An 18801-nucleotide genomic window follows, 5' to 3' on the forward strand; every position below is an offset into this window, starting at 1 on the left:
GGTCGGTCTTCTCCGCGTCACCCTTCGCCTCGGCCTTGGCCTCAGGCTCGACCTTGGCCTCGGGCTCGGCCTTGGTCTCGGGCTCGGCTTCCGCCGCGGGCTCGTCCTTGGCCTCCGGCTTGGCCTCAGCCTTGGCCTTGATCTCCGGCTCGGCCTTGACCTCAGGCTCGGGCTTGATCTCCGGCTCGGGCTTGATCTCCGGCTCGGCGTTGGCCGCGGGCTCAGCCTTGGCCTCCGGCTTCACCTCGGGTGCGGGCTTGGCCTCGGCCTTGACCTCAGGCGCGGGCTTGGCCTCGGCCTTGACCTCAGGCGCGGGCTTGGCCTCGGCCTTGACCTCGGGCTTCGGCTCCGGCGTGACCTCGGCAGCGGGCTCCGGCTCCGGCTCCGGCTCGGGCTCCGGCTCGGCCACGGCGACCGGCGGGTTGGCCGGGCCGCCGATCTGGATGCCGGCCATGCGCGTCCACTCGTACGGGCCGGTGCGGACCCGGGCGGCCAGCTCCCCGTCGAAGTCCTCCTGGAGGGTCAGCCCCGCCTTGCGCGCCGCCAGCTCCGCCACCTCGTGGGTGGGGGCGACCAGGTCGCCCCAGCCGCCGTCCGCGCCGACGAGCACGATCCGGGTGCCGGCCTGGCCGATGTACGCGAGCTGCCCCTCGGCGCCGCCGTGCTGCTGGGAGAAGGCGCCGATCTGCTTCGCGAGCTTCGCCGCGGTGCGCTCCTGCTTGGTTTCTGCCATACCGCAGATGCTACCGGCGAGTAATCAACGGAGGAAGGGATCCACGGCCACCGCCACGAACAGCAGCGAGACGTAGGTGATCGACCAGTGGAACAGCCGCATCTCCTTGAGCTTCGCGCCCGTCACGCCCGCCTTGGCCCGCGCCTGGAGCGCGTGCGCCTCCCACAGCCACCAGCCGCCGGAGACCAGCGCGACCGCGGTGTAGAACCAGCCGGTGTAGCCGAGCGGCTGCAGCAGCAGCGAGACGGCGACCATCACCCAGCTGTAGAGGACGATCTGCTTGGCCACGGCCCGGTTGCCGGCCACGACAGGGAGCATCGGGACGCCGACCCGGGCGTAGTCGTCCTTGACCTTCATCGACAGCGGCCAGTAGTGCGGCGGCGTCCAGAAGAAGATGACGAGGAAGAGGATGACGGCGGCCCAGGAGACCTCGTTCTTGACCGAGGACCAGCCGATGAGCACCGGCATGCAGCCCGCGATGCCGCCCCAGACGATGTTCTGGGTGGTGCGCCGCTTCAGCAGCATCGTGTAGACGACGACGTAGAAGAGGAGCGCGCCGAGGGCGAGGGCGGCCGACAGCCAGTTGACGAGCAGTCCGAACCAGACGGTGGAGACCACACCGAGGGTGATGCCGAACGCCAGGCACTCGCGCGGGCTGACCATGCCGGTGACCAGCGGGCGCTGGGAGGTCCGGTCCATCAGGGCGTCGATGTCGCGGTCGATGTACATGTTCAGCGCGTTGGCGCCGCCCGCCGACAGGTAACCGCCGATGCAGGTCGCGAGGACCAGCCACATCGAGGGCACACCCTGCTCCGCGAGGAACATCACCGGGACTGTGGTGATCAGCAGAAGTTCGATGATTCGCGGCTTGGTCAATGCCACGAAAGCCATGACCCGGGCCCCGAACGGCCGGTGACCGGGGCTCGTCCCGAGCACCCCCGCTGGACGGGATTCGACGGCCGTCACGCACACCCCTGACAGAGAATCCAGCAAGCGCCGGACGGCATGAAGGCCCGGTAAACACTTGCGCTTACCACGCCACTGTAGACGTTGCTCTTCGGTCGCCCTGCGCGGGGGTCGGCTCGTGTTGGGCCGACCGAAGCAACACCGGCGGGAACGCCACGAGCGGACAAACCCGACGTGGCAAGGTGGTGACAGGCTGCTGGCACTCGAATAGCTGCATGCCGTTGCGAGGGTAGGCTCGGAATCGCGCCGGGGACACCGTTCGTCACCGGGACATCAGACATGTGGAGAGGAGCCCTGACCAACGGTGAGCACCAAGCCGACCAGCACAGAGCTCGAGTGGACCGAACTGGACCAGCGGGCCGTCGACACCGCCCGCATCCTGGCCGCGGACGCAGTACAGAAGGTCGGGAACGGCCACCCCGGCACGGCCATGAGCCTGGCCCCCGCGGCCTACACCCTCTTCCAGAAGGTGATGCGCCACGACCCGGCGGACCCGGAGTGGGTCGGCCGTGACCGTTTCGTGCTCTCCGCGGGACACTCCTCCCTGACCCTCTACACGCAGCTGTACCTGGGCGGCTTCGGGCTGGAGCTGGACGACCTCAAGGCCTTCCGCACCTGGGGCTCGAAGACCCCCGGCCACCCGGAGTACGGCCACACGGCCGGCGTCGAGACCACCACCGGCCCGCTGGGCCAGGGCATCGCCAACGCGGTGGGCATGGCCATGGCCGCCCGCTACGAGCGCGGTCTGTTCGACCCGGAGGCCGCCCCGGGCACCTCGCCCTTCGACCACATGATCTACGCGATCGCCGGTGACGGCTGCCTCCAGGAGGGCATCTCCCACGAGGCGTCCGCGACGGCCGGTCACCAGAAGCTCGGCAACCTGGTGCTGCTGTGGGACGACAACCACATCTCCATCGAGGGCGACACCGAGACGGCCGTCTCCGAGGACACCCTCAAGCGGTACGAGGCGTACGGCTGGCACGTGCAGCGCGTCGCGCAGCAGCCCAACGGCGACCTCGACCCCAAGGCGCTGTACGCGGCGCTGGCGGCCGCCAAGGCCGAGACCGAGCGCCCCTCCTTCATCGCGATGCGCTCGATCATCGCCTGGCCGGCCCCGCACGCCCAGAACACCGAGGCCGCGCACGGCTCGGCGCTCGGCAACGACGAGGTCGCGGCCACCAAGCGCGTCCTCGGCTTCGACCCGGAGCAGACCTTCGAGGTCACCGACGAGGTCATCGCGCACACCCGCAAGGCGCTGGACCGGGGCCGCGAGGCCAAGGCCGCGTGGGAGAAGGACTTCTCCGCCTGGCGCACCGCGAACTCCGCGCGCGCCGCGGAGTTCGACCGCATCCAGGCCGGCGAGCTGCCCGCGGGCTGGGAGGACAAGCTCCCCGTCTTCGAGCCGGGCAAGGGCGTCGCCACCCGCGCCGCCTCCGGCAAGGTGCTCCAGGCGCTCGGCGCGGTCATCCCGGAGCTGTGGGGCGGTTCGGCCGACCTCGCCGGCTCCAACAACACCACCATCGACAAGAACTCCTCGTTCCTGCCGAAGGGCAACCCGCTGCCGGAGGCCGACCCGTACGGCCGCACCATCCACTTCGGTATCCGCGAGCACGCCATGGCCGCGGAGATGAACGGCATCGCGCTGCACGGCCACACCCGTATCTACGGCGGCACCTTCCTGGTGTTCTCCGACTACATGCGCAACGCCGTCCGCCTCTCCGCGCTGATGCACGTGCCGGTCACCTACGTGTGGACGCACGACTCCATCGGCCTCGGCGAGGACGGCCCGACCCACCAGCCGGTCGAGCACATCGCCTCGCTGCGCGCCATCCCGGGCCTGAGCGTGGTCCGCCCGGCCGACGCGAACGAGACCGCGATCGCCTGGCGCGAGATCCTCAAGCGTCACACCAAGGTGTTCGGCAAGGGCACCCCGCACGGCCTGGCCCTCACCCGTCAGGGCGTGCCGACGTACGAGCGCAACGAGAACGCCGCCAAGGGCGGCTACGTGCTCTTCGAGGCCGAAGGCGGCGACGCCCAGGTCGTCCTCATCGGCACCGGCTCCGAGGTCCAGCTCGCCGTCGCCGCGCGCGAGGCGCTGCAGGCCGAGGGCATCCCGGCCCGCGTGGTCTCGATGCCGTCGGTCGAGTGGTTCGAGGAGCAGGACCAGGAGTACAAGGACAGCGTGCTGCCGCCGTCCGTCACGGCGCGAGTGGCGGTCGAGGCGGGCATCGGCCTGACCTGGCACCGTTATGTCGGCGACGCGGGCCGGATCGTGTCGCTGGAGCACTTCGGCGCCTCCGCCGACGGCAACGTGCTGTTCCGCGAGTTCGGCCTGACCGCCGAGGCCGTGACCGCGGCAGCCAAGGAATCGATCACCGCCGCCGCGCGCTGACGCCGGTACGAACCAAGTAGGAGATGTAATCCCATGACAGACGCACTCAAGCGCCTTTCCGACGAGGGCGTGGCGATCTGGCTGGACGACCTGTCCCGCAAGCGCATCACGTCCGGCAACCTGGCGGAGCTCCTCGACCAGTCGCACGTGGTCGGTGTCACCACCAACCCGGCCATCTTCCAGAAGGCCATCAGCGGCGGCGAGGGCTACGAGCAGCAGCTCACCGAGCTCGCCACCCGCAAGGTCACGGTCGACGAGGCCATCCGCATGATCACCACGGCGGACGTCCGCGACGCCGCCGACATCCTGCGCCCCGTCTTCGACGCGACCGACGGCCAGGACGGCCGGGTCTCCATCGAGGTCGACCCCCGGCTGGCCCACGACACCGCGGCGACCATCGCCGAGGCCAAGCAGCTGGCCTGGCTGGTGGACCGGCCGAACACGCTCATCAAGATCCCGGCGACCAAGGCCGGCCTGCCGGCGATCACCGAGGTCATCGGCATGGGCATCAGCGTCAACGTCACGCTGATCTTCTCGCTGGAGCGCTACCGCGAGGTCATGGACGCGTACGTGGCGGGCCTGGAGAAGGCCAAGGCCGCGGGCCTGGACCTGTCCCTGATCCACTCGGTCGCCTCCTTCTTCGTGTCCCGCGTGGACAGCGAGATCGACAAGCGTCTGGACGCGGTGGGCACCGACGAGGCCAAGGCCCTCAAGGGCAAGGCGGCGCTCGCCAACGCCCGGCTGGCCTACGAGGCCTTCGAGCAGGTCTTCGCGGGTGAGCGCTGGGCGGCCCTGGACAAGGCGCAGGCCAACAAGCAGCGCCCGCTGTGGGCCTCGACCGGCGTGAAGGACCCGGCGTACAAGGACACCATGTACGTGGTGGACCTGGTCGCCCCGGGCACCGTGAACACCATGCCCGAGGCCACCCTGGAGGCCACCGCCGACCACGGCGTGATCTCCGGTGACACCGTGCGTGCGACCTACGACCAGTCCCGCGAGGAGCTGGCCGCGGTCGCGAAGCTGGGCATCTCGTACGACGATGTCGTGCAGCTGCTCGAGGACGAGGGCGTCGAGAAGTTCGAGGCGTCCTGGAACGACCTGCTGAAGTCGACCGAGGCGGAGCTCCAGCGCCTCGCCCCTGCGGAGGACTGAGCATTTTGTCTGTGAACGGAGCGAACCCGCTTCGTGACGCACAGGACCGGCGGCTCCCGCGTATCGCGGGGCCGTCGGGCCTGGTCATTTTCGGCGTTACGGGTGACCTGTCGCGCAAGAAGTTGATGCCCGCCGTCTACGACCTGGCGAACCGCGGCCTGCTGCCTCCGGGCTTCTCGCTGATCGGTTTCGCCCGCCGTGAGTGGGAGCACGAGGACTTCGCCAGAGAGGTGCACGACGCGGTCAAGGAGCACTCGCGCACGCCCTTCCGCGAAGAGGTCTGGCAGCAGCTCGTCCAGGGCTGCCGGTTCGTGCAGGGCGACTTCGACGACGACGCGGCCTTCGAGACGCTGAAGGCGACGATGGAGGAGCTCGACAAGGCACAGGGGACGGGCGGCAACTTCGCCTTCTACCTGTCCGTGCCGCCGAAGTTCTTCCCCAAGGTGGTCCAGCAGCTCAAGGACCACGGGCTGGCCCAGAAGGAGGGCTCCTGGCGGCGCGCTGTCATCGAGAAGCCCTTCGGCCACGACCTCAAGAGCGCCGAGGAGCTCAACAAGGTCGTCCACGAGGTCTTCCCCCGGGACGAGGTCTTCCGGATCGACCACTACCTCGGCAAGGAGACCGTCCAGAACATCCTGGCGCTCCGCTTCGCCAACACGATGTTCGAGCCGATCTGGAACCGGTCGTACGTCGACCACGTGCAGATCACCATGGCCGAGGACATCGGCATCGGCGGCCGCGCCGGCTACTACGACGGCATCGGCGCCGCGCGCGACGTCATCCAGAACCACCTGCTCCAGCTGCTCGCGCTGACCGCGATGGAGGAGCCCGGCTCCTTCCACCCCAAGGCGCTGGTGGCCGAGAAGCTGAAGGTGCTCAGCGCGGTCCAGATCCCCGAGGACCTGGGCAAGCACACGGTGCGCGCGCAGTACACCTCGGCGTGGCAGGGCGGCGAGAAGGTCGTCGGCTACCTCGAAGAGGACGGCATCGACCCCAAGTCGAAGACCGACACGTACGCCGCCATCCGGCTGGAGATCAACAACCGCCGCTGGGCGGGCGTCCCCTTCTACCTGCGGACGGGCAAGCGCCTGGGCCGCCGGGTGACGGAGATCGCGGTGGTCTTCAAGCGGGCGCCGTACCTGCCGTTCGAGTCGGGTGCGACCGAGGAGCTGGGGCAGAACGCCCTGGTCATCCGGGTCCAGCCGGACGAGGGCGTCACGGTGCGGTTCGGCTCCAAGGTGCCGGGCACCTCCATGGAGGTCCGGGACGTCACGATGGACTTCGCGTACGGCGAGTCCTTCACGGAGTCCAGCCCCGAGGCGTACGAGCGGCTGATCCTGGACGTCCTGCTGGGCGACGCGAACCTCTTCCCGCGCCACCAGGAGGTCGAACTGTCCTGGAACATCCTCGACCCGATCGAGGAGTACTGGGACAAGCACGGCAAGCCCGCGCAGTACGCGGCGGGCACCTGGGGTCCGGTCGAGGCGGACGAGATGCTCGCACGAGACGGACGGAGCTGGCGCCGGCCATGAAGATCGACCTCACGGAGACCACCTCCAGCAAGATCAACTCTGCGCTGGTGCAGGCGCGCCGGGACATCGGCACGCCCGCCATCGGCATGGTGCTGACGCTGGTCATCGTGACCGACGAGGAGAACGCGTACGACGCGCTCAAGTCGGCCAAGGACGCCTCCCACGAGCACCCCTCGCGGATCATCGTCGTCATCAAGCGAGTCAGCCGCTCGCCGCGCAGCCGGCGCGACGCGCGGCTGGACGCGGAGGTCCGGGTCGGTGCCGACTCGGGCACCGGCGAGACGGTCGTGCTGCGTCTGCACGGTGAACTCGTCGACCACGCCCAGTCGGTCGTCCTCCCCCTCCTGCTGCCCGACGCCCCCGTGGTGGTCTGGTGGCCGGAGGGCGCCCCCGCGGACCTGGCGGGCGACCCGCTCGGCGCGCTCGGTCAGCGGCGGATCTCGGACACCTACGCGTCGGAGGACCCCGTCAAGGGCCTGGCCGCGCGGGCCGGGGCGTACGCCCCGGGCGACACCGACCTGTCCTGGACCCGGATCACGCCGTGGCGCTCCATGCTGGCGGCGGCCCTGGACCAGCAGCACGTCCAGGTCGTCTCGGCCTCGGTCGAGGGCGAGGACGACAACCCGAGCTGCGAGCTGCTGGCCATGTGGCTGGCGGACCGGCTGCAGGTCACCGTCCGGCGTTCGGTCTCGACCGGTCCCGGCCTGACCTCGGTCCGGCTGGAGACCAAGGACGGCGTGATCGTCCTGGACCGGGCGGACGGCTCGCTGGCGACGCTGTGCATGCCGGGTCAGCCGGACCGGGCGGTGGCGCTGAAGCGGCGTGACACGGCGGAGCTCCTGGCGGAGGAGCTGCGGCGGCTCGACCCGGACAACACGTACGAGTCGGCGCTGAAGTTCGGGGTGGCGCGGCTGGAGGGCCGGCCGGCCGCCACCGAGACCCCGGCAGCCCCGGCCGAGACGCCGGCCGCCCCGGCCGCTGCGAAGCCGGCGGCCAAGCCGGCCAAGCCGGCGAAGAAGGCGGCGACGAAGTAACCCCACGGGCCCGCCGCCCGCCGTCCGCGGCGACGGGCCCCACGGGACCTTCCCGCCTCGGGGGCCCCGCCCCCACCCGGCGCCTCAATCGCCGGCGAGGCTCAAAGCTTTGCGGGGGCTCCGCCCCCACACCCCCGCGCCTCAAACGCCGGCGGGGCTGGGTTAGGTGCCCGGCGGCGCTGGAATGGTGCCCGGTGGGCACTGGAAGGCCGCCGGCCGCGGGGCTGGAATGGCGCCGAGTGGCGCTGGAAGGCTGCCGCCGCGGCGCTGGAAGGCTGCCCGCCACGGGGCTGGAATGGTGCCGAGTGGCGCTGGAATGGTGTCGGGCGGCGCTGGAAGGCTGCCCGCCGCGGGCTGGAATGCGCCAGGCTGGGCTGGAAGGCTGCCGGCCGCGCGGGCTGGGATGCCGGCAGCGGCATGTCCAGCCCCGCACGGCGCATGTCCAGCCCCGCGCAGCGGCATGTTCAGCCCGTGCGGCGGATGTCCAGCCCGTGCGGCGGTATTTCAGCCCGCGCGGCGTTTGAGCGCACGGGCGCGAAGCGCACGTACGGGGGCCGGGGGGCGCAGCCCCCGATCTTTGAGCCCCGCCGGCGATTGAGGCGCGGGACCCCGGACGGAGTCCAGGGAAGGGTCCAGGGCGGAGCCCTGGTTTCGGGAAGGGGCGGGGTGGGGAACAAGCCCCGCGCAGCGGACCCGGACCCGGACCCGGACCCGGACCCGGACCCGGACCCGGACCCGGACCCGCGACCGCGACCGCGACCGCGACCGCGACAACCCCATCACCCCCGACCAGAAGGCGGCACCACCATGGGTATGACGACTCCTCAGGTCGTCGTCCACCGGGACAAGGAACTGATGGCGCAGGCCACCGCGGCCCGGCTCATCACCAAGATCGTCGACGCCCAGGCGGCCCGCGGCTCCGCGTCCGTCGTCCTCACCGGCGGCCGCAACGGCAACGGCCTGCTCACGGCCCTCGCCGCCGCCCCCGCCCGCGACGCCGTCGACTGGAGCCGGCTCGACCTCTGGTGGGGTGACGAACGGTACGTCCCCGCCGACGACCCCGAGCGCAACCACACGCAGGCGCGCGAGGCTCTACTGGACGCCGTCCCCCTCGACCCGGCCCGCGTGCACGTCATGCCCGCCTCCGACGGCCCGTACGGCGCGGACGTGGACGCGGCCGCCGCCGCCTACGCCGAGGAGCTGCGCAGGGCCGCGACCCCCGAGGACCACGGCCCCGTGCCCAGCTTCGACGTGCTGATGCTCGGCGTCGGCCCGGACACCCACGTGGCGAGCCTCTTCCCCGAGCACCCGGCGGCCCGGGAGACCGAGCGCACCGTGGTCGGCGTGCACGGTGCGCCCAAGCCGCCGCCCACCCGGATCTCGCTGACCCTGCCCGCCATCCGCGCGGCCCGCGAGGTGTGGCTGCTGGCGGCCGGCGAGGACAAGGCCGGCGCGGTCCTCCTCGCCCTCGGCGGTGCGGGCGAGGTGCAGGCCCCGGCCGCCGCCGCGTACGGCCGTACCCGCACCCTGTGGCTGCTCGACCGCACGGCCGCCGCGAAGCTCCCGGCCGGGATGTACCCGCCGGCGCTCTCCTAGCCCCTGCCGTACCGACGACGGGCCGGCCCGGACCGACGGCCTGGAGGGCATCCGGCTCGCCGACCTGGCCGGCCGCGACTGGGTGCACTACGCGCCGGGCAACGGCCTCGCCGAACTGCTGGACGCCGCCTGCGCCGAGGCCGGGTTCCAGCCCCGTACGGCCGTGCGCACCGAGCAGACGGCCGCCGCGCCCCTGCTGGCCGCCGCCGGTCTGGGCCCCGCCCTGGTACCGGCCAACCTGCTGCCGCCCGGGTTCGCGGGCCGGGTGCTGCGCCCCGACCCGCCGGTCCGGCGTACCCTCGCCGCGTACACCCGGCCCCACCCGGACCCGCTCACCACGGCCTTCCTGGACACCCTCCAGTCCGTGGCCCGCGTCTAGTAGGCCCCCGTCAGCGGCCGCGCAGTTCGCGGTACTTCGCCACCAGCGCCTTCGTCGACGCGTCCAGTCCCTCGACGTCCGCGCCCTCGGTCAGTGCCGGCTCCACCCGCTTCGCCAGGACCTTGCCGAGCTCGACACCCCACTGGTCGAAGGAGTCGATGTTCCACACCGCGCCCTGCACGAACACCTTGTGCTCGTACAGCGCGATCAGCTGGCCCAGCACGGACGGGCTCAGCTCCGCCGCCAGGATCGTGGTGGTCGGGTGGTTGCCGCGGAAGGTCTTGTGCGGGACCAGCTCCTCGGCGACGCCCTCCGCCCGGACCTCCTGCGGCGTCTTGCCGAAGGCCAGCGCCTGCGTCTGCGCGAAGAAGTTCGCCATCAGCAGGTCGTGCTGGGCGGCGAGGACGGGCGAGAGCTCCGTGACCGGGCGGGCGAAGCCGATGAAGTCCGCCGGGATCACCTTCGTGCCCTGGTGGATCAGCTGGTAGTAGGCGTGCTGGCCGTTGGTTCCGGGCGTGCCCCACACCACGGGGCCGGTCTGCCAGTCCACCGGGTTGCCGTCCCGGTCCACCGACTTGCCGTTGGACTCCATGTCCAGCTGCTGCAAGTACGCGGTGAAACGCGAGAGGTAGTGGCTGTAGGGCAGCACGGCGTGCGACTGCGCGTCGAAGAACGCGCCGTACCAGATGCCCAACAGGCCCATCAGCAGCGGCACGTTCTCCTGCGGCGGCGCCGTACGGAAGTGTTCGTCCACGAGCCGGAAGCCGGCCAGCATCTCCCGGAACGCGTCCGGGCCGATCGCGATCATCAGCGACAGCCCGATCGCCGAGTCGAAGGAGTAGCGGCCGCCGACCCAGTCCCAGAACCCGAACATGTTGTCCGTGTCGATGCCGAACCCGGTGACCTTCTCCGCGTTCGTCGACAGGGCCACGAAGTGCCGGGCGACGGCGGCCTCGTCGCCGCCCAGGCCCGCCAGCAGCCAGGTGCGCGCCGACGTCGCGTTGGTGATGGTCTCGATGGTGGTGAAGGTCTTCGACGCGATGATGAAGAGCGTCTCGGCCGGGTCCAGGTCGCGCACGGCCTCGTACAGGTCGGCGCCGTCCACGTTGGAGACGAACCGCACCGTCAGATCCCGGTCGGTGAACGCGCGCAGCGCGTCGTACGCCATCGCCGGACCGAGGTCGGAGCCGCCGATGCCGATGTTGACGACGTTGCGGATGCGCTTGCCGGTGAAGCCCTTCCACTCCCCCGACCGGACGCGGTCGGAGAAGGCGGCCATCCGGTCCAGGACGGCGTGCACGTCCGGGACGACGTTCTCGCCGTCCACCTCCACCACCGTCTCGGGGGCGGCGCGCAGCGCGGTGTGCAGAACCGCCCGGTCCTCAGTGGTGTTGATCTTGTCTCCGCGGAACATCGCGTCGCGCAGTTCCGCCACGCCCGTGGCCGCCGCCAGGTCGCGCAGCAGCGCCAGCGTCTCGTCCGTGACGAGGTGCTTGGAGTAGTCGACGTGCAGGTCCCCGACCCGCAGGGTGTAGCCGGCGCCGCGGTCCGGGTCCGCCGCGAACAGCTCCCGCAGATGGGTCCGGCCCAGCTCTTCGCGGTGCTTGCCGAGTGCCAGCCACTCGGGCGTCCGGTTGAGCTTCACACGGCTTTCTGCGTTCATCTCGGACATCAACCCACTTCTTCCGTCCTGTCGTGCCCCGCCAAGGACCAAACCTAAGGGATCCGGTGCCCGGCATCGCACACAAAGAGGCCCGGCCCGCGGGAGATGGTCTCCCACGGGCCGGGCCCTTGGTCCGCTCGTGCGACAGCGTGGCTAGATCTCGCCCCGGAGCTTGGCGAGCGCCTCGGCGAGGATCGCCTCGCCGTCGGCGTCGGTGCGCCGCTCACGGACATAGGCGAGGTGGGTCTTGTACGGCTCGGTGCGCGGCGGCGCCGGGGGGTTGTCCCGGTCCTGGCCGGCCGGGAACCCGCAGCGCGGGCAGTCCCAGGTGTCCGGCACCTGCGCGTCGCTGGCGAAGCTGGGCTGGGTCTCGTGCCCGTTGGAGCACCAGAAGGAGATGCGCAGACGGGGCGCGGACTCGCCGCGCTCGGCCTCGCCCATCGGCCCCGCTCCGACCCGGCTTCCACGGATCGCGTTGCCACTTGCCACGGTCGTAACTCCCTGCGTGATGGTGCCGCGAAGCGTGAGTGTACCGCGCTGTACCCGAGTTGGGGTCAGCTGTTGGCCTTCATCAGCAGGCCGAGGACGACGATGCAGGCGAACCAGAACAGACCGATCACGACCGTGATGCGGTCGAGGTTGCGCTCGGCGACCGAGGAGCCACCGACGGAGGACTGCATGCCGCCGCCGAACATGTCGGAGAGGCCGCCGCCCTTGCCCTTGTGCATCAGCACCAGCAGCATCAGCAGCAGGCTGAAAACGATCAGGGCGATCGAGAACCCCAGAATCACGGCTGGACCCTACTTCCTTGGATATTGATGCGGGGGCCAGTGGCTGCTGATTCAGCCCGCTGGCCCCCGCAAGGGTACGACGGATCCGCCCTAGCGCATACTCACGCCCAGCGCATCCTCACGCTCACTGGTCGCGGAAGCGGACGATCTTGACGAACTCGTCGGCGTCGAGCGCAGCGCCGCCCACGAGGGCGCCGTCCACGTCGGGCTGGGCCATGATCGCGGCGATGTTGCCGGACTTCACCGAGCCGCCGTACTGGATGCGGACCTTCTCGGCCAGCTCCGGGGAGTACAGCTCGGCCAGCCGGGCGCGGATCGCCCCGCAGACCTCCTGGGCGTCCTCGGGGGTGGCGACCTCGCCGGTGCCGATCGCCCAGACCGGCTCGTACGCGATCACGATGGACTCGACCTGCTCGGCCGGGACGTCCTTGAGGCCGCCGTCGACCTGCTCCAGCGTGTACGCGACCTGGTTGCCGGCCTTGCGGACGTCCAGGCCCTCGCCGACGCACAGGATCGGGGTGAGCCCGTGGGCGTAGGCGGCCTTGACCTTGGCGTTGCACTGCTCGTCGGTCTCGCCGTGGTACTGGCGGCGCTCGCTGTGGCCGACGGCCACGTACGTGCACTTCAGCTTCGCGAGCATCGCGCCGGAGATCTCGCCGGTGTAGGCACCGGACTCGTGCGCCGAGATGTCCTGGGCACCGAACTTGATCTTCAGCTTGTCGCCCTCGACGAGGGTCTGGACCGAGCGCAGGTCGGTGAAGGGCGGCAGGACCGCGACCTCCACGGCCTCGTAGTCCTTGTCGGCCAGCGCGAAGGCGAGCTTCTGGGTGTGGGCGATGGCCTCGAGGTGGTTGAGGTTCATCTTCCAGTTGCCCGCCATCAGCGGGGTACGGTCAGTCACGGTGGTTCAGTCCTCCAGTGCGGCGAGGCCGGGCAGCGTCTTGCCCTCGAGGTATTCGAGGCTGGCGCCGCCGCCGGTCGAGATGTGGCCGAAAGCGTTCTCGTCGAAGCCGAGCGTACGCACGGCCGCGGCGGAGTCGCCGCCGCCGACGACGGTGAAGGCGGCGGAGTCGACGAGGGCCTGCGCGATCGCGCGGGTGCCGCCGGCGTAGTCGGGGTGCTCGAAGACGCCCACCGGACCGTTCCAGAAGACGGTGCCGGCGTCGGCGATCTTCGACGCGTACAGCTCGCGGGTCCTGGGACCGATGTCCAGGCCCTCCTTGTCGGCGGGGATCGCGTCCGCGTCGACGGTGGTGAAGTCGGCCGGGGTCTTGCCCTTGAGGTCGGGGAAGTCCGCCGAGGCCAGGATGTCGACCGGCAGGACCAGCTCGACACCGTTCTTCTCGGCGCGCTCCATGTACTCCAGGACCGTCGGGATCTGGTCCTGCTGGAGGAGGGAGATGCCGACCTCGTGGCCCTTGGCCTTGAGGAAGGTGTACGCCATGCCGCCGCCGATGAGCAGGCGGTCGGCCTTGCCGAGCAGCTCGTCGATCACGGCGAGCTTGTCGGAGACCTTGGCGCCGCCGAGGACGACCACGTACGGGCGCTTGACGTCGTCGGTGAGCTTCTTCAGGACGCCGACCTCGGTGGCGATCAGGTGGCCGGCCGCGTGCGGGAGGCGGGCGGGCAGGTCGAAGACCGAGGCGTGCTTGCGGTGCACGGCGCCGAAGCCGTCGCCGACGTAGAGGTCGGCGAGCTCGGCGAGGCGGTCCGCGAAGGCACCGCGCTCGGCGTCGTCCTTGGCGGTCTCGCCGGCGTTGAAGCGCAGGTTCTCGATGACGGCGACCTGGCCGTCGGCGAGGCCGGCGACGACCGACGTGGCCGACTCGCCGACGGTGTCGGTGGCGAACGCGACGTCCTGGCCCAGCAGTTCACCGAGCCGTGCGGCGGCCGGGGCCAGCGAGAAGGCCGGGTCGGGCGCGCCCTTGGGGCGGCCCAGGTGCGAGGCGACGATCACGCGGGCGCCGGCTTCGGCGAGCCCCGCGATGGTCGGCAGGACGGCGCGGATCCGGCCGTCGTCGGTGATCTTGGTGCCGTCGAGCGGCACGTTCAGGTCGGCGCGGACGAAGACCCGCTTGCCGGCGACGCCCCCGGCGAGAAGTTCGTCGATCGTCTTCATTATCTGTGTGACTCCTTGAAGCAGTGAAGCCGTACTGAGGCAAGCAACAGGGCCCGTACGGCGCTTCATCGCGCTGCCCGAGCCCTGTGCTTCACATCGTGGTGCCCGCCCTAGGTCCTAGAGCTGGCCGCCGACGAAGACAGTGAGGTCGACGAGACGGTTGGAGTAGCCCCACTCGTTGTCGTACCAGCCGACGACCTTGACCTGCTTGCCCTGAACCATGGTCAGGGAGGAGTCGAAGGTGCAGGAGGCCGGCCAGTTCACGATGTCGGAGGAGACGATCGCGTCCTCGGTGTAGTCGAGGATGCCCTTGAGCTGGCCCTCGGAGGCCTTCTGGAAGGCCGCGTTGATCTCGTCCTTGGTGACCTCGCGGTCGAGCTCCAGGACGAGGTCGGTGACCGAGCCGGTGGGGACCGGGACGCGCATGGCGATGCCGTCCAGCTTGCCCTTGAGCTGCGGCAGCACCAGCGCGGTGGCCTTCGCGGCACCGGTGGAGGTCGGGATGATGTTCTCGGCGGCGGCGCGGGCGCGGCGCAGGTCCGAGTGCGGGAAGTCCAGGATGCGCTGGTCGTTCGTGTACGCGTGGACCGTCGTCATCATGCCCTTGACGATGCCGAAGTTCTCGTCGAGGACCTTGGCCATCGGCGCCACGCAGTTGGTGGTGCAGGAGGCGTTGGAGATGACGTCGTGGCTGGCCGCGTCGTACTTGTCCTGGTTGACGCCCATCACGATGGTGATGTCCTCGTCCTTGGCCGGGGCCGAGATGAGGACCTTCTTCGCGCCCGCGGCGAGGTGCTTGGCGGCGTCGGCCTTCTTCGTGAAGATGCCGGTCGACTCGATCACGATGTCGGCGCCCAGCTCGCCCCAGGGCAGGTTCGCGGGGTCGCGCTCGGCGAAGGTCTTGAAGGTGTTGCCGCCGACGGTGATCGTGTCGTCGGTGTGGCTCACCTCGTGCTTGAGGCGCCCGAGGATGGTGTCGTACTTCAGAAGGTGCACGAGGGTGGCGTTGTCAGTCAGGTCGTTGACACCGACGATCTCGATGTCCGCCCCCTGCTCCAGAAGAGCACGGAAGTAGTTGCGGCCAATTCGGCCAAAACCGTTGATGCCTACGCGGATCGTCACGAACCGATCTCCTCGTTGGTGCGCCGGTTTGGACGCCGGCGATCTGTATGGGATGTCCCCGACCGCTTACGACCCTACCTCTCTGTGAGGCGTGGAGTGACATCGAGACAGCCTTGACACTCCCCAGGTCTCCCCGTGGATACCCGCGACGGCCCGTACCCATGGGGCGGGTACAGGCCGTCCGGGACCAAAGCCCTCATCACTCAGAGTCAGCTCCGGGTCAGCGGCGCAGGGCGCGCAGGGCCTTACCGACGAGTACGGCGCGATCCTCGGCCGCCTGCAGGTGCTCCAGGCCGAAACCGAGGAGCACCGTGTCACGCGTGGTGACCGAGGAGAAGGACTGGAACAGCTCGCCGGTACGGGACCACTCGCCCTCGACGGCGGGACTTCCGGCCGGCGCACCCTGCGCCGCCCAGCTCCCGAGCGAGGTCTCGAAGCCCTCGGACTCCTTCTCGGCGCCGCCGACGATCAGCTTCGCCTCGTCCGCGAAGACGCCGCGGCCGCCCGAACCGGGGTCGGTGACATACGAGAGGGACAGCTCGACCTTCTGGCCCGCGTAGGCGCCGAGGTCGAAGACCGCGTCCTTCCAGCCGCCCGAGGAACCGGTGAAGCTGTTCCAGGTGCCGCTCGTACCGCTCGCCTTGCAGGCGCCCGCCTCCACCGTCAGGTAGTGGCGCAGGAACGGGTGGCCGTTCACGAAGTACCCGGCCTCGCACTCCTCGGGCACCGCCGTGCCGGTCAGACCGGAGGCCTCGGGCAGGGTCGTCCAGGCCTCGGTGTCGCCGCCGGTGACCGGGTGGGCCTCCAGCAGGGCGTGGTCGTAGCCGGGTTCGGTGTTCCAGTTGAGCGCCAGCTTCAGCTGCGGCTTGTCGGCCGCGGTGACGCCGGTCAGGTCGACCGTGCGCACCAGGCGCCGCCAGTCGCCGTCGGCGTGGGTGGCCGAGGCCATCCAGGCGCCGGAGCGGGGGGCGTACGGGTTCACGACCCCGGCGTACCCGCCCGTCTGCGCGCTCCTGAACTGCGGGAACCGGTCGGCCGGCAGGGTGTCGGAGGTGACGGTGTAGGAGCCGGGGGCGTTGAGCGGGTTGCCCGCGGCGTCGCCCAGGGCCCCCTTGGCGCCGCCCAGGGCACCGGCCCCGGTGAAGCCGGTCGCGCCGCGGACGGTCGTACGGCCGAAGGCACCGAGGTAGTACTGGCTGAAGTCGTCCGTCGCGGCCCGCCCGACCTGGGCGCGGCCGCCGGCCAGCTCACCGGCCTCGATCAGCTTGCCGCCCTCGTTGAGGTAGTCGCGCACGGCGAGCTGGGTGTCCCCGCCCGGGGCCTGGGCTCCCGTGTAGTGGACGGCCGTGCCGAAGTGGGACAGCACGCCGAGGTGGTGCGGCACGCCCTGGGCGGCGACGTCCCAGACGGCCGCCGACCGGCCGTTGGCGCGCAGCGCGTCCACGTACGCCTGGGCGTGCTGGGCCGGGGCGCCCTCCTCGGCGACCACCAGCACGTCGGCGCGCGGCCGCTCGGCGACGGTGTACGTGAAGTGCTCGCTGCCGACCTTCTTGCCGTCGCGGTCGCGGCCGGTGAACCAGACCTCGACCTTGTCGCCCGGACGGGCACCCTCCACCTTCGCGCGGTACTCGTCGAAGTGGAGGTTGTCGTCGCCGCCGTAGGTCTCGCCGCCCTTCCAGGCCTTGAGGTCCTCGTCGTGCGTACGGCCGCCGTTGATCCGGTAGTTGAGCTCCTTGTCGCGCACCGACTTGCGGGCGGTGACGGCGACCTGCTGGTCCTGGCCGCGGGCCGCGTAGGAGGTGGCGAAGGTGTCGGGGGTGAAGTCCGCGGCGGTCAGACCGACGACCGAGGACGGCCGGTCCGGGTGAGCGGCGGTCTCGGCGACGGAGAGCGCGAAGGGGATGTTCTTGGCGAACTCCGCCTGGATGAGCTTCTCGTCGTCGGGGAAGTTGAAGCCGGAGGCGCAGTCCTCGGGCTTCCAGCGGTCGTCGGGGTCGATCCGCGAGGCGGTCTGGCAGGTCGTCATCTCCGGCGTGAACATCATCATGCCGTTGACGTTGGCCGCGTGGCCGTCCGCTTCGCCGTTGGTGGTGTAGAGCTCGGAGGAGACCTGCGGGTAGTAGCCGGGGACGGCCGGGTTCTCCGGGGTGCCGGCGAGCGCCTTGTAGAGCACGTCGTCGGGGGTCGGGGTGGCCACCTGCCAGCCCACGCCGTAGAGCAGCAGCTCGGCGGCGGAGTGGTAGTTGATGCCGTACTCGAAGCCGATCCGCTTCTGGAAGGCGTCGAGGGCGACGGTCTCGGGCTCGGAGTTCGGGCCCGTTCCGCGGTAGGTCTCGCTCGCCGGGTTCGGCGAGGAACCCTCGTTGTCGTAGCCCCACTTGTAGGCGAAGTTGCGGTTGAGGTCGACCCCGTCGCCCGGGGTGATCCTGCCGTCGGCGTTGTTGTCGTGGAGGTTCTTGCGCCACAGCCGCTGGCCGTCGGGGGCGTGCGAGTAGTCGTACCCGTCGGGGTTGGCGGAGATCAGGAACCACAGCTCGGTGGAGTCCACGAGCTGGGTGATGCGGGCGTCCTTGCCGTAGTTGTCGACGTAGTGGTGCATCAGCCGCCGGGTCATCTCGGGGGTGATCCACTCACGGGCGTGCTGGTTGGACATGTAGAGCACGGACGGCTTGGAGCCGTCGCGGCTCTGACGGGCGTTCTTGGTGAGCTTCAGGGCGAGGATGTCCTTGCCCTGGACGGTCTTGCCGAGGGAGACGACCTTGGCGATGCCCGGGTTGGCCTCGCCGGTCCTGACGATCTCCTCCCGCAGGCCGCCGCTGCCGCTGTAGGGGCGGAAGACGCCGTCGCCGGCCGCCTTGCCGCGGGCCGCGTCCCGCCCGGACACCGTGCGCTCGGCGAGCCGGATGCCCTGGGCGCCGAGGTCCTTGGCCTGGGCGGTGGTGAGGAAGAGCTCGACGCGGGCGGTGCCGTTCTCCGGGGCCCGTTCGCCGAGCTCGTGGGCGTCCTGGCCGGCGGCGAGGACGAGCGGGACCTGCTCCTGGGTGATGTCGGCGTCGTAGACCCGGACCTCGTCGGAGGCGGGTCCCGCCTCCGCGGCGGGCCGGGCGTGGGCCGCCGGTACGGCGGCGAGTGAACCTAATGCGAGTGCGCTGGCGGCGAGGATCGATCTCGCGCGGTGCCTCATGTGCCCCCCTGGGCGTCGTATGCCACGAAAGCGGTTCGACGCACAGGCTCACGATCGTCACATGGCCATGTCAATGGGGCGTGCCGCGCCGGGTACGCGGAAGGACCCGCACGCGTGACGCGTGCGGGCCCTTCGGCG

14 protein-coding genes and 1 pseudogene are annotated in these 18801 nt (G+C 70.7%); 6 read left to right on the forward strand and 9 right to left on the reverse strand.

Annotation, left to right across the window (positions count from 1 at the left end; translation table 11 throughout):
* Positions 1–421 precede the first annotated feature (421 nt).
* Positions 422–733, reverse strand: a pseudogene (locus ACZ6KO_RS08550) (hypothetical protein); the annotation flags it as partial.
* 24 nt (positions 734–757) lie between these two features.
* On the reverse strand, positions 758–1705 hold the full coding sequence (locus tag ACZ6KO_RS08555) for a heme o synthase (RefSeq protein WP_401448240.1): 948 nt from the start codon (positions 1703–1705) through the stop codon (positions 758–760).
* Between the two features lie 298 nt (positions 1706–2003).
* Between ACZ6KO_RS08555 and tkt the strand changes: the two genes are divergently transcribed.
* The 6 genes from tkt to ACZ6KO_RS08585 all read left to right on the forward strand — a co-directional run bounded on the left by tkt (position 2004) and on the right by ACZ6KO_RS08585 (position 9784).
* Positions 2004–4091: a transketolase gene (gene tkt, locus ACZ6KO_RS08560; RefSeq protein ID WP_469301861.1), complete on the forward strand. Its 2088-nt coding sequence runs from the start codon at positions 2004–2006 to the stop codon at positions 4089–4091.
* Positions 4092–4124: 33 nt separating this feature from the next.
* Positions 4125–5243 (forward strand): transaldolase, encoded by a 1119-nt coding sequence (tal, locus tag ACZ6KO_RS08565; RefSeq protein WP_469301863.1) that lies wholly within the window; start codon positions 4125–4127, stop codon positions 5241–5243.
* Positions 5244–5245: 2 nt separating this feature from the next.
* Positions 5246–6775 (forward strand): glucose-6-phosphate dehydrogenase, encoded by a 1530-nt coding sequence (gene zwf / locus ACZ6KO_RS08570; RefSeq protein WP_469303766.1) that lies wholly within the window; start codon positions 5246–5248, stop codon positions 6773–6775.
* Complete coding sequence (gene opcA, locus ACZ6KO_RS08575; protein ID WP_469301866.1) at positions 6772–7809, forward strand: glucose-6-phosphate dehydrogenase assembly protein OpcA; 1038 nt, start codon at positions 6772–6774, stop codon at positions 7807–7809. The genes zwf and opcA overlap by 4 nt, the downstream gene beginning before the upstream one ends.
* Positions 7810–8622: 813 nt before the next feature.
* Positions 8623–9405 carry a 6-phosphogluconolactonase gene (gene pgl, locus ACZ6KO_RS08580; protein ID WP_469301868.1) on the forward strand — a complete coding sequence of 261 codons (783 nt, stop codon included), beginning with the start codon at positions 8623–8625 and terminating at the stop codon, positions 9403–9405.
* Positions 9406–9487: 82 nt separating this feature from the next.
* Positions 9488–9784 carry a LysR substrate-binding domain-containing protein gene (locus ACZ6KO_RS08585; protein ID WP_469301882.1) on the forward strand — a complete coding sequence of 99 codons (297 nt, stop codon included), beginning with the start codon at positions 9488–9490 and terminating at the stop codon, positions 9782–9784.
* A gap of 10 nt (positions 9785–9794) precedes the next feature.
* On the opposite strand, the gene pgi is transcribed toward ACZ6KO_RS08585, so the two are convergent.
* From pgi to ACZ6KO_RS08620, 7 genes are all read right to left on the reverse strand, one after another.
* On the reverse strand, positions 9795–11447 hold the full coding sequence (gene pgi / locus ACZ6KO_RS08590) for a glucose-6-phosphate isomerase (protein ID WP_469303768.1): 1653 nt from the start codon (positions 11445–11447) through the stop codon (positions 9795–9797).
* A 153-nt stretch (positions 11448–11600) separates the two neighbouring features.
* Entirely contained in the window at positions 11601–11936 is a 336-nt protein-coding gene (locus tag ACZ6KO_RS08595) for an RNA polymerase-binding protein RbpA (protein ID WP_007263454.1), read from the reverse strand.
* A gap of 65 nt (positions 11937–12001) precedes the next feature.
* On the reverse strand, positions 12002–12238 hold the full coding sequence (gene secG, locus ACZ6KO_RS08600; protein WP_401447425.1) for a preprotein translocase subunit SecG: 237 nt from the start codon (positions 12236–12238) through the stop codon (positions 12002–12004).
* 124 nt (positions 12239–12362) lie between these two features.
* Positions 12363–13139, reverse strand: coding sequence for a triose-phosphate isomerase (gene tpiA / locus ACZ6KO_RS08605; RefSeq protein ID WP_469301901.1), 777 nt, complete (start codon positions 13137–13139; stop codon positions 12363–12365).
* A 6-nt stretch (positions 13140–13145) separates the two neighbouring features.
* Positions 13146–14357, reverse strand: coding sequence for a phosphoglycerate kinase (locus ACZ6KO_RS08610; RefSeq protein WP_469301905.1), 1212 nt, complete (start codon positions 14355–14357; stop codon positions 13146–13148).
* Positions 14358–14474: 117 nt separating this feature from the next.
* On the reverse strand, positions 14475–15479 hold the full coding sequence (gene gap / locus ACZ6KO_RS08615; RefSeq protein WP_469301907.1) for a type I glyceraldehyde-3-phosphate dehydrogenase: 1005 nt from the start codon (positions 15477–15479) through the stop codon (positions 14475–14477).
* Positions 15480–15699: 220 nt separating this feature from the next.
* Positions 15700–18663, reverse strand: a complete 2964-nt coding sequence (locus ACZ6KO_RS08620; protein ID WP_469301909.1) for a M14 family metallopeptidase — start codon at positions 18661–18663, stop codon at positions 15700–15702.
* Between the last annotated feature and the right edge of the window lie 138 nt (positions 18664–18801).

The organism is Streptomyces sp. NPDC042102 (assembly GCF_055582305.1).

Excerpts from the sequence above, each read along its gene's own strand:
- tal (WP_469301863.1), top strand. The coding sequence starts at position 4,125 with ATGACAGACGCACTCAAGCGCCTTTCCGACGAGGGCGTGGCGATCTGG.
- opcA (WP_469301866.1), top strand. The coding sequence starts at position 6,772 with ATGAAGATCGACCTCACGGAGACCACCTCCAGCAAGATCAACTCTGCG.
- pgl (WP_469301868.1), top strand. The coding sequence starts at position 8,623 with ATGACGACTCCTCAGGTCGTCGTCCACCGGGACAAGGAACTGATGGCG.
- pgi (WP_469303768.1), bottom strand. The coding sequence starts at position 11,447 with ATGAACGCAGAAAGCCGTGTGAAGCTCAACCGGACGCCCGAGTGGCTG.
- ACZ6KO_RS08610 (WP_469301905.1), bottom strand. The coding sequence starts at position 14,357 with ATGAAGACGATCGACGAACTTCTCGCCGGGGGCGTCGCCGGCAAGCGG.
- ACZ6KO_RS08620 (WP_469301909.1), bottom strand. The coding sequence starts at position 18,663 with ATGAGGCACCGCGCGAGATCGATCCTCGCCGCCAGCGCACTCGCATTA.